The 13,146-nt window shown below is 69.3% G+C and carries 11 protein-coding genes; 2 read left to right on the plus strand and 9 right to left on the minus strand.

The window, feature by feature from the left end:
- Nucleotides 1-9 precede the first annotated feature (9 nt).
- Both AC5Y5E_RS08420 and AC5Y5E_RS08425 read right to left on the minus strand, forming a co-directional pair.
- Nucleotides 10-1,473: a flavin-containing monooxygenase gene (locus tag AC5Y5E_RS08420; protein ID WP_499902512.1), complete on the minus strand. Its 1,464-nt coding sequence runs from the start codon at nucleotides 1,471-1,473 to the stop codon at nucleotides 10-12.
- A 220-nt stretch (nucleotides 1,474-1,693) separates the two neighbouring features.
- Entirely contained in the window at nucleotides 1,694-2,305 is a 612-nt protein-coding gene (locus AC5Y5E_RS08425; protein ID WP_499902513.1) for a mycothiol-dependent nitroreductase Rv2466c family protein, read from the minus strand.
- Between the two features lie 116 nt (nucleotides 2,306-2,421).
- Here AC5Y5E_RS08425 and ald point away from each other — a divergent pair, with 116 nt between their 5' ends.
- Complete coding sequence (ald, locus tag AC5Y5E_RS08430) at nucleotides 2,422-3,540, plus strand: alanine dehydrogenase (RefSeq protein ID WP_499902514.1); 1,119 nt, start codon at nucleotides 2,422-2,424, stop codon at nucleotides 3,538-3,540.
- Here the strand turns inward: ald and AC5Y5E_RS08435 are convergent.
- The 5 genes from AC5Y5E_RS08435 to AC5Y5E_RS08455 form a co-directional block, all read right to left on the minus strand.
- Complete coding sequence (locus tag AC5Y5E_RS08435) at nucleotides 3,537-4,559, minus strand: nitronate monooxygenase (protein ID WP_499902515.1); 1,023 nt, start codon at nucleotides 4,557-4,559, stop codon at nucleotides 3,537-3,539. The genes ald and AC5Y5E_RS08435 overlap by 4 nt on opposite strands.
- 4 nt (nucleotides 4,560-4,563) lie before the next feature.
- On the minus strand, nucleotides 4,564-5,922 hold the full coding sequence (locus AC5Y5E_RS08440) for a M16 family metallopeptidase (protein ID WP_499902516.1): 1,359 nt from the start codon (nucleotides 5,920-5,922) through the stop codon (nucleotides 4,564-4,566).
- Entirely contained in the window at nucleotides 5,900-8,155 is a 2,256-nt protein-coding gene (locus tag AC5Y5E_RS08445; protein ID WP_499902517.1) for a polyribonucleotide nucleotidyltransferase, read from the minus strand. The genes AC5Y5E_RS08440 and AC5Y5E_RS08445 overlap by 23 nt, the downstream gene beginning before the upstream one ends.
- Nucleotides 8,156-8,477: 322 nt before the next feature.
- Nucleotides 8,478-8,747, minus strand: a complete 270-nt coding sequence (gene rpsO / locus AC5Y5E_RS08450; protein WP_066909705.1) for a 30S ribosomal protein S15 — start codon at nucleotides 8,745-8,747, stop codon at nucleotides 8,478-8,480.
- A 128-nt stretch (nucleotides 8,748-8,875) separates the two neighbouring features.
- Nucleotides 8,876-9,850, minus strand: a complete 975-nt coding sequence (locus AC5Y5E_RS08455; protein ID WP_499879802.1) for a bifunctional riboflavin kinase/FAD synthetase — start codon at nucleotides 9,848-9,850, stop codon at nucleotides 8,876-8,878.
- A gap of 93 nt (nucleotides 9,851-9,943) precedes the next feature.
- Here AC5Y5E_RS08455 and mntR point away from each other — a divergent pair, with 93 nt between their 5' ends.
- A complete protein-coding gene (mntR, locus tag AC5Y5E_RS08460; RefSeq protein WP_499902518.1) occupies nucleotides 9,944-10,648 on the plus strand; it encodes a manganese-binding transcriptional regulator MntR in 705 nt (234 codons plus the stop codon).
- Here mntR and AC5Y5E_RS08465 read toward each other — a convergent pair.
- Entirely contained in the window at nucleotides 10,645-11,892 is a 1,248-nt protein-coding gene (locus AC5Y5E_RS08465; protein ID WP_499902519.1) for an acyl-CoA dehydrogenase family protein, read from the minus strand. The genes mntR and AC5Y5E_RS08465 overlap by 4 nt on opposite strands.
- A 3-nt stretch (nucleotides 11,893-11,895) precedes the next feature.
- On the minus strand, nucleotides 11,896-13,086 hold the full coding sequence (locus AC5Y5E_RS08470; protein ID WP_499902520.1) for a lipid-transfer protein: 1,191 nt from the start codon (nucleotides 13,084-13,086) through the stop codon (nucleotides 11,896-11,898).
- Between the last annotated feature and the right edge of the window lie 60 nt (nucleotides 13,087-13,146).

Raw genomic sequence — 13,146 nt, forward strand, 5'->3', positions numbered from 1 at the left:
CCCCTCCCCTCAGCGCGCGGCCACGTGCCTGCGCAGTTCGTACTCTCGCAGATCCGCCTTGGCCAGCATCGCCCGGTGCTTGGCCGGCGTGAACGGCCAGACCTCGGGTACCCCGTCCTTGTTCAGGTACCAGCTGTCACAGCCGGTGGTCCACACGGTGTCCGGCATCGCGGCCCGCAGCTGCGCGTTGTAACGCTCGGTCGCCGAGGCCGACGGCTCGATGGTGTCGAATTCGCCTCGGCGCCAACGCTCGATCCAGCGCAGGATGTGATCGGCCTGGTGTTCGGCGACGGCGGTGAGCGAGTGGTTGCCCACCGGGCTGTGCGGGCCCAGCATCATGAAGAAGTTGGGAAAACCGGGCATCGCCACGGTTCGGTGGGCGCGTGGCCCGTCGCGCCAGACGTCGTCGGCGGCGATGCCGTCGCGGCCGGTCAGGCGCATCGGCCGGAAGAACGCGTGCGTGTCGAACCCGGTGCACAGCACGATGACGTCCACCTCGTGCAGGTTGCCGTCGTCGGTCACGATGCCCCGCCGTTCGACGTGGTCGATGCCGGCCGTCACCAGCTCGACATCGTCGCGCTGCATCGCGCGGTAGAACCCGCCCGAGACCACCAGCCGCTTGCACATCGGCTGGTAGTCGGGCGTCAGCGCCGCGCGCAACTCGGGGTCGCGCACCTGGCGCAGGCTGGCGCGGCACAGCGCCCCCATCGCCTTGCGCCGCAGGCCCGCCTTGGTCAGCGCCACCGCGAAAGTGTCGAAGATGACGCTGTACGCCCGATACGCCAACCGGTCGAGCCACGGCGCGGCCCGGTGGGTGAAGCTGGCGAACCGGGAGTATTGCGGGTTGGGCATCGGGACGATCCACTGCGCGGTGCGCTGGAACAGCACCACCTTGCCCGCCACGCCGGCCAGCCCGCAGACCAGCTGCACGCCGGTGGATCCGTTGCCGATCACCGCGATTCGCCGGCCCGACAGCTCGACCGTGTGATCCCAACGCGCGGAGTGAAACGCGTGGCCGCCGAAGTCGTCCAGCCCGGGGATCGACGGCATCCGGGGATGGTGCAGCACGCCCGTCGCCGAGATCAGGAAGTCGACGGTCGACTCCTCGCCGGCGTCGGTGCGCAGCGCCCAGCGGTCGTTTTCGAACCGGGCGCTGACGATCTCGGTGCCGAACCGGATCCGGTCCCGCAGCCCGAATTGGTTGGCCACGCCCCGGAAGTAGGCCTGGATCTCGCCGCCCGGCGAGAACATGTGCGACCAGTCGGGCTTGGTGGCGAAGGTGTACTGGTACACCCGCGACGGCACGTCACAGGTCAGGCCCGGATAGGTGTTTTCGCGCCAGGTGCCGCCCACCTCGTCGGCCTTCTCGTAGATGGTGACATCGCGAATGCCGTTGCGCAGCAACGCGATTGCCACGCACAGGCCGGACATGCCCGCGCCGACGACGGCCACGGAGGGGTCGCGCGTCACCATCGCCAGCTACCCTGCTGGTCGTCCATCCGCCGATCATAAGCACGTTTCGCCTCAGGAGAACCCGTATAGCACAACCGCAAAACCGAGGATGACGAGCGCCGCCGCTGTCATCGCCCGACGCCGGGCTTGAATCCACCGCCGGACCCGAGGACGGCGTAGTACGCGATGGCTGCCACCGCGCGGCGGCGAGCACCTTCGGATTTTTCCCCGCGCGACCCGGCTACCCCGTTGTGCGCGGTCGCTGCAACTGGCTGAATTGGGGAACGGCGGCCAGCGTGGCAACCGCATCGAAGAGCGCTTGTCTCATCTCCGGCGCCGGTGGCCCGGACAGCACGGGTCCGAAGAAGGTCCGCCCGTCGATTTGCATGATCGGACTGCCCCCGCTCTCCCCGAGCGCGTCCTGTCCGGCCTGATGGCTGCGCCGCACCTCGTCATCCTGGGCGGTATCCGATATGACGTCGGCGTCGATGTCGTGGCAGCCCACCACGTCCAACACCTCCGCCACCAGGTTGTCGTCGAGCGCCTCGGAGCGTTCAAGGTAGCGCTCGCCGAAGGCGAAATACGCCGCGGCCATGGCCTCGGCACCGTGTGTGCGCCCGATTGCGGCCATCAGCCGGCCGATTCGCCGGGAGTCACGCATCCGCGCCTGCTGCGGCGCCGGCAGCTCGCGGCCCTCATTGAGCACCGCCAGACTCATCAGTCGCCAATCGATCGCCAACTCCAGTTCGCCGGCGAGGTCCTTCAGCCACCTGGCGGTGTTCCAGGAAAATGGACACACGGGGTCGAGCCAGATCGTCACCGTCGTGGGGCCCCGGTTCCGCGCTTGAGTCATCAGCTCTGCCCCTGTCCTGTCGGGTCACGTTACGACTTGCCTCACTATACCCCATAGGGTATTGGCGCTGTTCGCGGGCGTTTGCGGCCTTCGCGAACTTTCTCCACACTTGACGCATGCGAGTCGGCGTCCCGACCGAGACCAAGACCAACGAGTTCAGGGTGGCCATCACCCCCGCCGGCGTCGCGGAACTCACCCGCCGCGGCCACGAGGTGCTCGTCCAGGCCGGCGCGGGCGAAGGCTCGGCCATCCCCGACGCGGAGTTCAAGGCCGCGGGCGCCGAACTGGCCGGCACCGCCGAGCAGGTGTGGGCCGGCGCCGACCTGCTGCTGAAGGTCAAGGAGCCGATACCGGCCGAGTACGGCCTGTTGCGCCGCGGCCAGGTCCTGTTCACATACCTGCATCTGGCCGCGTCGCGCGCCTGCACCGACGCCCTGTTGGCCGCCGGAGCGACCTCGATCGCCTACGAGACCGTCCAGACCGCCGACGGCGCGCTGCCCCTGCTGGCCCCGATGAGCGAGGTCGCCGGCCGGCTCTCCGCTCAGGTCGGCGCCTACCACCTGATGCGCACCCAGGGCGGGCGCGGCGTGCTGATGGGTGGGGTGCCGGGCGTCAAGCCGGCCGACGTGGTGGTGATCGGGGCCGGCACGGCCGGCTACAACGCCGCCCGGGTGGCGGGCGGCATGGGCGCGACCGTCATGGTTTTCGACGTCAACATCGCCAAGCTCCGGCTGCTCGACGCGGAGTTCGCCGGCCGCGTCGGCACCCGCTACTCGTCGGCGTTGGAGCTCGAGGGGGCCGTCAAGCGCGCCGACCTGGTGATCGGCGCCGTGCTGGTGCCCGGCGCCAAGGCGCCCACCCTCATCTCGAATTCCCTTGTCGCGCAGATGAAGCCGGGGGCTGTGCTGGTGGACATCTCAATCGACCAGGGCGGCTGCTTCGAGGATTCGCGGCCCACCACGCACGACGACCCGACGTTCGCCGTGCACGACACCGTGTTCTACTGCGTGGCGAACATGCCCAGCGCGGTGCCCAAGACGTCCACCGTCGCGCTGACCAACGCCACGATGCCCTACGTGCTCAGGCTCGCGGAGGCCGGCTGGCGGGCGGCGTGCCGGTCGGATCCCGCTCTGGCCAAAGGGCTTTCGACGCACGACGGGCTGCTGCTGTCCGAACGGGTGGCCACCGACCTGGGCTTGCCGCACACCGACGTGGCAACCGCACTCGCCACTTAGCAGTTCAGGCCGGCGACGATGTCGGCCACCGGCCCGGGGCGGGCCTCGTCGAACGACGTTCCCGCCCAGAGGGTCATCCCGTCCGGGTCCTCCCGCTGGGCCGCCGCCTCCCGGATCGGCAACGTCATCTGGTTGACCTCGGGGTAGCCGAGCGGGGCCACGGTGTCCAGGCGCCGGATGAAGTCGTTTTCCAGGCTGCGCGCGTAGCGGCCCGAGAACGCGCGCGAGACGATGGTCTTGCCGAAAAGCTGATTCTTCATGGCGGTGCGATGCGCCTGGCTGGTGCCGGCCTCGTCGGAAAGCAGCAGCGCGGTGCCGACCTGCGCGGCCACGGCTCCCCTGCGCAGCACGCCGGCGACGGCCTCGGCGGTGCCCAGCCCGCCCGCCGCGATGATCGGGACGTCGCGGTGCGCGCGGTGGATCCGATCGATCAGCTGGTGCAGCGATTCGGTACCCGGTTCCATGTCAGGGGCGAAGGTGCCACGGTGCCCGCCGGCGTCGGGCCCCTGGACCACCAGGCTGTCCGCGCCCGCGGCGACGGCGATCCCCGCCTCGTATAGCGACGTCACCGTGACCATCACCAACAACCCCTGCGCGCTCAACCGCCGGATCACGTCGGGCGGCGGCACGCCGAAGGTGAACGACACCAGCTCGGGGTGGACGTCGGACACCACCTCGAGCTTGCGCTCCCAGTCGTCGTCGTCACCGAACTCGGGCCTGCCGACCTCGCACTGGTAGTGATCGGCGATGTTTTCGAGTTCCTCGGCGTAATAGTCCAGCGCGACCCAGTCGGCGACGCTGGGCTGCGGCACCAACAGGTTCACTCCGAGCGGACCCGTCGTCATGGCGCGCGCGGCGGCGATGTCCTCGGCCAACCGCTCGGCGCTCACGTACGCGGCGGGGATGAAACCGAGCCCACCGGCGTTGGACACCGCGGCGGCCAGCGCGGGGGTGCCAGGGCCGCCCGCCATCGGCGCGCCCACGATGGGCACCGCGATATCCCAAAAGCCCAGAACCACGGCGCTAATGTACCATCGCCCGAAGTTGTTGGGGCAGCGATCGTTTCGACGCGTACGGGCCCAGGACGGCGGCGCCGTACCGCTTGCCCAGCAGGCGGCGGGCGACCGCGTTGACCTCGTCGACCGTCACCCCGTCGATCTGTTGCAGGGTGTGTTCGATGCTGCGGTGTTTGCCGTAGTTCAGCTCGCTGCGGCCGATGCGGCTCATCCGGGAGCCGGAGTCCTCCAGCCCGAGGACCAGCCCGCCCCGCAGGGACCCCTTGGCGATGCGGCATTCCGCCTCGGTGATGCCGTCGCGCGCCACCTTTTCGAGCACCTCGCTGGTCACCCGCATGACGTCGGGGAAACGCTCGGGCAGGCACGCGGCGTACACGGACAGCGAGCCGCTGTCGGCGAAGATGTCCACCGCCGAGTAGACCGAATAGGCCAGCCCGCGCAGCTCCCGGACCTCCTGGAACAGCCTGGAGCTCAGGCCGCCGCCCAGCGCGGTGTGCAGCACCGACAGCGCCCAGCGATGCTCCCAGCTGCGCCCGGGCGTGCGGACGCCCAGCGACACGTGGGTCTGTTCGGCATCCCGGTTGACCAGCGTCAGCCCGGGTTGTCCGGTGACCCGCCCGGCGCCCTTGCGCGGGGCGATCGGCTGCCGCCCCCGGACCAGGTGCGGCCCGAAATGCTCGCGTACCAACGCCACCACCTGGTCGTGATCGACGTTGCCGGCGACGGCGACGACCATCCGTTCGGGGGTGTAGCGCCGCACGTGGAACGAGTGCAGTTGGTCCCGCGTCATCGCCGAAACCGAACGCGCGGTGCCGATCACGGGCCGGCCCACCGGGTGGTCGCCGAAGAGCGCCGACAGGAAGATGTCGCCCAGCGCGTCCTCGGGGTCGTCGTCGCGCATGGCGATCTCCTCGAGGACGACGTCGCGTTCCAGCTCCACGTCCTCGGCGGCGCAGCGACCGTTGAGCACCACGTCGGCGACCAGGTCGATCGCCAGCTCCAGGTCGCTGTCGAGCACGTGCGCGTAGTAGCAGGTGTGCTCCCTGGCGGTGAACGCGTTCAGCTCGCCCCCGACGGCGTCCATCGCCTGGGCGATGTCGACGGCCGTGCGGGTGGGGGTCGACTTGAACAGCAGGTGCTCGAGGAAGTGCGCCGCCCCGGCCACGGTGGAGCCCTCGTCGCGCGACCCGACGCCGACCCAGACCCCGACCGACGCGGAGCGCACGGCGGGCAGGTGCTCGGTGACCACCCGCAGGCCGCCCGGGAGCGTGGTGCGGCGGACGGCCTTGTGGTCCGGGTTCACCGCGGCGATCTGCGTTCCCCGACGCAGCGACGCCGGGGGGTTAGCTGCTTGCCGTGGCGGCATCGGCAGGAGCGGGCGCGGCGGACGGCGTCTCCGCGGCTTCCTCTTCGTCCACCAGGACCAGCGAGATCTTGCCGCGCTTGTCGATGTCGGCGATCTCGACCCGCAGCTTGTCGCCGACGTTCACGACGTCCTCGACCTTCGCGATGCGCTTGCCCCTGCCGAGCTTCGAGATGTGCACCAGGCCGTCACGCCCGGGCAGCAGCGACACGAACGCCCCGAAATCGGTTGTCTTGACCACGGTTCCGAGGAAGCGCTCGCCCACCGTCGGCAGCTGCGGGTTGGCGATGGCGTTGATCCGGTCGATCGCGGCCTGCGCCGAGGGCCCGTCGGTGGCGCCGACGAACACGGTGCCGTCGTCCTCGATGGAGATCTGCGCGCCGGTCTCCTCGGTGATGGCGTTGATGACCTTGCCCTTGGGGCCGATGACCTCGCCGATCTTGTCCACCGGGACCTTGATGGTGGTCACCCGCGGCGCATAGGGACTCATCTCGTCGGGCGCGTCGATGGCCTCGGCCATCACCTCGAGGATGGTCAGGCGCGCGTCCTTGGCCTGCGCCAGCGCGCCCGCCAGCACCTGCGACGGGATGCCGTCCAGCTTGGTGTCCAGCTGCAGCGCGGTGACGTAGTCCTTGGTGCCGGCGCACTTGAAGTCCATGTCGCCGAACGCGTCCTCGGCGCCGAGGATGTCGGTCAGCGTGACGAAGCGGCGCTCCGTCTTGCCGTCCACCTCGACGTCATCGGAGACCAGGCCCATCGCGATGCCGGCCACCGGCGCCTTGAGCGGCACCCCGGCGTTGAGCAGCGCCAGCGTGGACGCGCAGACCGACCCCATTGAGGTCGAGCCGTTGGAGCCCAGGGCCTCGGACACCTGCCGGATGGCGTACGGGAACTCCTCGACGCTGGGCAGCACCGGGATCAGGGCCCGCTCGGCCAGCGCGCCGTGCCCGATCTCGCGCCGCTTGGGCGAGCCCACCCGGCCGGTCTCGCCGGTCGAATACGGCGGGAAGTTGTAGTGATGCATGTAGCGCTTGGACGTTTCCGGCCCCAGCGAGTCGATCTGCTGGGCCATCTTGACCATGTCCAGCGTGGTCACGCCCAGGATCTGGGTCTCGCCGCGCTCGAACAGCGCGCTGCCGTGCGCCCGCGGCACCACGGCGACCTCGGCCGACAGCGCGCGGATGTCGGTGATGCCCCGGCCGTCGATGCGGAAGTGGTCGGTCAGGATGCGCTGGCGCACCAGCTTCTTGGTCAGCGAGCGGAACGCGGCGCTGACCTCCTTTTCGCGGCCCTCGTAGGTCTCGGCGAGCCGCGCTGCCACCTCGGCCTTCAGCTCGTCGGTGCGCGCGTCACGCTCGGCCTTGCCGCCGATGGTCAGCGCCTTGGCCAGCTCGTCGGTGGCCACCGAGGCGACCGAGTAGTAGACGTCTTCCTGGTAGTCCGGGAACGTCGGGTACTCGCCGACGGGCTTGGCGGCCGCGTCGGCCAGCTCCTGCTGGGCGGTGCACAGCGCGTCGATGAACGGCTTGGCGGCCTCCAGGCCTTCGGCCACAACGGTTTCCGTCGGCGCCTGGGCGCCACCCTCGACCAATTCGATGACCTTGTCGGTGGCCTCGGCCTCGACCATCATGATCGCGACGTCCCCGTCGACCTTGCGGCCGGCCACCACCATGTCGAACACGGCCCGCTCGAGCTGCTCGACCGTCGGGAAGGCGACCCAGGTGCCGTCGATCAGCGCCACCCGCACGCCCCCGATGGGGCCGGAGAATGGCAGCCCGCTTATCTGGGTGGAGGCCGACGCGGCGTTGATCGCCAGCACGTCGTACAGGTCGTTGGGGTCCAGGCTCATGATCGTCACCACGACCTGGATCTCGTTGCGCAGCCCCGACACGAACGACGGCCGCAGCGGGCGGTCGATGAGCCGGCAGGTCAGGATCGCGTCGGTGGAGGGGCGGCCCTCGCGGCGGAAGAACGAGCCGGGGATGCGCCCGGCGGCGTACATCCGCTCCTCGACGTCGACCGTCAGCGGGAAGAAGTCGAAGTGTTCCTTGGGACTCTTGCTGGCGGTGGTCGCCGAGAGCAGCATGTTCTCGTCGTCCAGGTATGCGACCACGGCTCCGGCGGCCTGCTGGGCCAGCCTGCCGGTCTCGAAACGGATGGTGCGGGTGCCGAAGCTCCCGTTGTCGATGGTGGCGGTCGCCTCGAAGACGCCTTCGTCGATTTCAGCTACAGACATGGGTGTCCGTATGACCTCTCTGGGTATTCAGCTGTTTCGCGTCGTCACGCGCGAGTAACCCGAGAGCTTCCCTGAAAGGAAGAAGTCTGAATGCGGCTACGGCCATCGATCGAAGCGGCCGACCTGCCCCAGATCCGGAGAGCCCGGCAGCCACTACCGAAGACCGCCCGATGCAGACCGGGCTGCTCCCTTGTGACTTGCTGGAACGGCTTACGCGGATCTGCGCAAACCGCACCGTTTGCTCGGGCCGAACCGGCCCAGAACGCTCCCACTCTACACGGGCGAACTCAGCCGGCCAGCGGGCGCCGGGATTTGCCAGGCGTCAGCGACGCAGGCCCAGGCGCTCGACGAGCGAGCGGTAGCGCTCGACGTCGATCTGGGAGACGTACTTGAGCAGCCGGCGGCGGCGGCCCACCAGCAGCAGCAGTCCGCGCCGCGAGTGGTGGTCGTGCTTGTGCACCTTGAGGTGCTCGGTCAGGTCGGCGATCCGCCGGGTCAGTAGGGCGACCTGGGCCTCCGGGGACCCGGTGTCGGTGTCGTGCAGGCCGTAGGAGCCCAGGATTTCTTTTTTCTGCTCGGCAGTAAGCGCCACGAAACTATCTCCATCAATCGGTCCGCGATTTGGATTCTTCAGCGCGGCCACCGCGAACCGCAGCGCGCGCCGATGTCGTCAGGCAGTTTAGCAGCGGGCCGGCGCCCGCTCCGAATCGTCGGGCGGGGCTAGTCGGGGGGCAGTAGGCCGCGCGCCCGCTCGGTGTCGTCGCCCATCGCGGCGACGAGGCCCTTCACCGTGTCGAACTTGCGCTGTCCGCGGATGCGCGCGACGAAGTCCAGGGCCACATGTTGCCCGTACAGGTCGGCGGTGGTGTCCAGGACGAACGCCTCGACGGTGCGGGTGCGCCCCGAGAAGGTGGGGTTGGTGCCGATGGACACCGCGGCCTGGTAGCGCTCCCCCGGAACGACGGTGCCGGTGACCGGCCCGTGCCCGAGCACGGTGAACCACGCCGCGTAGACGCCGTCGGCGGGGATGGCCGAATACATCGGCGGCGCGACGTTCGCGGTGGGAAAGCCCAGCTCCGCCCCCCGGCCCTCGCCGCGCACGACGACGCCCTCGACCCGGTGCGGGCGGCCCAGCGCCTCCGTCGCCGCCACCATGTCGCCGGCGTCCACACAGGACCGGATGTAGGTGGACGAGAACGTCACGGTCTCGTTGCTGTGGTGCTCGGACAGCAGCGACATCGACTCCACGGCGAAGCCGAACCGCTCGCCGGCCTTGCGCAGGGTGGCGACCGTGCCGGCCGCCTTCTTCCCGAAGGTGAAGTTCTCCCCGACCACGACCTCCACCACGTGCAGGTTCTCCACCAGCAGCTCGTGGACGTAGCGCTCCGGGGTGAGCTTCATGAAGTCCGTGGTGAACGGCATCACCAGAAAGACATCGATGCCCAGCTCCTCGACCAGCTCCGCGCGCCGGGTCAGCGTCGTCAGCTGCGCGGGGTGGCTGCCGGGATACACCACTTCCATCGGGTGCGGGTCGAACGTCATCAGCACCGTCGGCACGTTGCGCGCGCGGGCGGCCTTCACCGCGTGCGCGATCAGCTCGGCGTGGCCGCGATGCACACCGTCGAACACCCCGATGGTGACCACGCATCTGCCCCAGTCCGTGGGAATCTCGTCTTGGCCGCGCCACCGCTGCACGACCGCAAGCCTACGATGCCGGGCGCGGACATGGGGCGCGAGATCTTGGCGAGGCACGCCAGATTAGGCGTGGGTTGCCTAAACTTTCTGCTTGTGAGGGCTGACGACGAGCCAGGCGGCATCACCGCGGTCGGCCAGGACTACCTGAAGGTCATCTGGAATGCCCAGGAGTGGTCCGTGGAAGGGGGCCCCGCGAAAGTCAGCACCAAGATGCTGGCCGACCGGATCGGGGTGTCGGCCAGCACCGCGTCGGAGTCGATCCGCAAACTGGCCGAGCAGGGCCTCGTCGACCACGAGAAGTACGGCGCCGTGACGCTGACCGAGGCCGGGCGCCGCGCGGCCCTCGAGGTGGTGCGCCGGCACCGGTTGCTGGAGACCTTCCTGGTCAACGAGCTCGGCTACGGCTGGGACGAGGTGCACGACGAGGCCGAGGTGCTCGAGCACGCCGTGTCGGATCGCCTGGTGGCCCGCATCGACGCCAAGCTGGGCTACCCCCAGCGCGACCCGCACGGCGACCCGATCCCGGCCTCCGACGGGCAGGTCCCCACCCCACCGGCCCGCCAGCTGTGGGCGTGCGGCGACGGGGACACCGGGACGGTGGCCCGCATCTCCGACGCGGACCCGGAGATGCTGCGCTACTTCACCGACGTCGGGATCCACCTCGACTCGCGGCTGCGGGTGCTGACCCGCCGCGAATTCGCCGGCATGATCTCCGTCGCGATCGAGGCCGCCGACGGCGCCGAGTGCACGGTCGACCTGGGCAGCCCGGCGGCCCGGGCGATCTGGGTGGTCGCCTAACTCGTCAACAGTCCCTTGGCGATGTGGGTGACCTGCACCTCGTTGCTGCCGGCGTAGATCATCAGCGACTTCGCGTCGCGGGCCAGCTGTTCCACGCGGTATTCGGCCATGTAGCCGTTGCCGCCGAACAGCTGCACGGCCTCCATCGCGACGTCGGTGGCCGCCTCCGACGAGTACAGCTTGATCGCCGACGCCTCGGCCAGCGAGAGCGGTTTGCCCGCCTGTTGGCGCTCGATGGTGTGAAAGACCATGTTCTGCACGTTCATTCGGGCGATCTCCATCTTGGCCAACTTGAGCTGGATCAGCTGGAACTGCCCGATGTTCTTGCCCCACAGCGTGCGGGTCTTGGCGTAATCCACGCAGAGCCGGTGGCATTCGTTGATGATGCCCAGCGCCATCATCGCGATCCCGATCCGCTCGGCGGCGAAATTGTCGCGGGCGCTTTCGCGGCCGTCGCCGTCGGCCTGGCGCCCGTTCTCGCCGAGCAGGCGATCGGGGGTCAGCCGCACGTTGTCGAAGAACAACTCGCCCGTCGGCGAGGACATCATGCCCATCTTCTTGAACGGCTTGCCCTGCGTCAGGCCCGGCATCCCCGCGTCCAGCACGAAGATCAACACCGGCCGGTTGCGCCGGTCGGTGTCGGAGCCGTCGTCCAGCTTGGCGTAGACCACCAGGACGTCGGCGCAGGGCCCGTTGGTGATGAACGTCTTCTGGCCGTTGAGGATGTAGTCCTCGCCGTCCCGCTTGACCGACGTCTTCATGCCGCCGAACGCGTCGGACCCGGAGTCCGGCTCGGTAATGGCCCACGCCGCAATCTTTTTCAGCGTCATCAGGTCGGGCAGCCAGCGTTCCTTCTGGGCCAGCGTGCCGCGGCTCATGATGGTCGCCGCGCCCAGGCCGATGCTGACCGACGCGGTGCTGAGCAGCCCGATGCTCACCCGGGCCAGCTCCGACACCAGCACCGCCAGCATCGACGCCTGCGCGCCGCCACCGAAACCCCCCGCGCCGTCGGACTTTTCGTCGGGCGCCTGGCCCGCTTCGCGGGCGCGCTCGCGCTCCAGCATCGACTTGACCGACTCGGCGGCCATCGCGTCAAGACCGAACTGGCTGAACAGCTTCCGGGCGATCGGATACGGCGACAGCGCGCCCGTTTCCAGTTCGTCCAGATGCGGGCGGATCTCCTTGTCGATGAACTGACGAACCGCATCCCGAACCATGAGGTCGGTGTCGGACCACTCGATCACGGTTCAGCGTTCGGCGCGCTGATAGGCCGTGACGACGGCGGCGCCGCCCAGCCCGATGTTGTGCTGCAGGGCCGCGTCGACGCCCTCGACCTGACGCTTGTCGGCGGTGCCGCGCAGCTGCCAGGTCAGCTCGGCGCACTGCGCCAGCCCGGTGGCGCCCAGCGGGTGTCCCTTGGAGATCAGGCCGCCCGACGGGTTGACCACCCAGCGTCCGCCGTAGGTGGTGTCGCCGTTGTCGATCAGCTTGGGCGCCTCGCCCTCCCCGCACAGGCCGAGGGCTTCGTAGAGCAGCAGCTCGTTGGCCGAGAAGCAGTCGTGCAGCTCGATCACCTGGAAGTCCTCGGGACCCAGCCCGGCCTGGTCGTAAACGCGTTGCGCGGCTTGCACATTCATGTCATGGCCGATGAGGTTCTTGGCGCTGCCGTCGAACGTGGACGCGAAGTCGGTGGTCATCGCCTGGCCGACGATCTCGACCGCCTGGCCGGCCAGCCCGTGCTGGTCGACGTAGCGCTCCGAGGCCAGGATCGCCGCGCCCGAGCCGTCCGAGGTCGGCGAGCACTGCAGCTTGGTGAGCGGGTCGGAGATCATCCGCGCCGCCAGGATGTCGTCCAGCGTGTAGGACTCCTGGAATTGCGCGTACGGGTTGTTCACGGAGTGCTTGTGGTTCTTGTAGCCGATCTTGGCGAAGTGCTCCGCGGTGGTGCCGTATTGCCGCATGTGCTCGCGGCCGGCGGCGCCGAACATCCACGGCGCGACGGGCATCGCGAACTCGTCGATCTCGGCCATCGCCTTGACGTGCCTGCCCATCGGCGATTCGCGGTCCTGGGCGCCGCCGCTCAGCGCGCCGGGCTGCATCTTCTCGAAGCCGAGCGCGATCGCGCAGTCGACGATCCCGCCGCGGATGGCCTGCGCCGCCAGGAAAAGCGCCGTCGAGCCGGTCGAGCAGTTGTTGTTGACGTTGACGATCGGGATGCCGGTCATGCCCAGCTCGTAGAGCGCCCGCTGGCCCGACGTCGAGTCGCCGGCCACGTAACCGACGTAGCCCTGCTGCACGTCGCGGTAGTCGACGCCGGCGTCGGCCAGCGCGTTGGTGCCCGACTCCCTGGCCATGTCCGGGTAGTCCCAGCCCTCGCGGCGGCCCGGCTTCTCGAACTTCGTCATGCCGACGCCGACGACATAAACCTTGTTGGACATTTCTGCGCGCCTTCCGGAGGTGTGGGGCGAATTGACACCCGTCTAGTCCGGAGCTTAGCC

It is taken from the genome of Mycobacterium sp. NGS54 (assembly GCF_059812465.1).

Bases quoted from the DNA above. Each gene is read 5' to 3' on its own strand.
- AC5Y5E_RS08420 (WP_499902512.1), bottom strand. From the start codon at position 1,473: ATGGTGACGCGCGACCCCTCCGTGGCCGTCGTCGGCGCGGGCATGTCC.
- AC5Y5E_RS08425 (WP_499902513.1), bottom strand. From the start codon at position 2,305: ATGACTCAAGCGCGGAACCGGGGCCCCACGACGGTGACGATCTGGCTC.
- ald (WP_499902514.1), top strand. From the start codon at position 2,422: ATGCGAGTCGGCGTCCCGACCGAGACCAAGACCAACGAGTTCAGGGTG.
- AC5Y5E_RS08440 (WP_499902516.1), bottom strand. From the start codon at position 5,922: ATGCCGCCACGGCAAGCAGCTAACCCCCCGGCGTCGCTGCGTCGGGGA.
- AC5Y5E_RS08445 (WP_499902517.1), bottom strand. From the start codon at position 8,155: ATGTCTGTAGCTGAAATCGACGAAGGCGTCTTCGAGGCGACCGCCACC.
- AC5Y5E_RS08470 (WP_499902520.1), bottom strand. From the start codon at position 13,086: ATGTCCAACAAGGTTTATGTCGTCGGCGTCGGCATGACGAAGTTCGAG.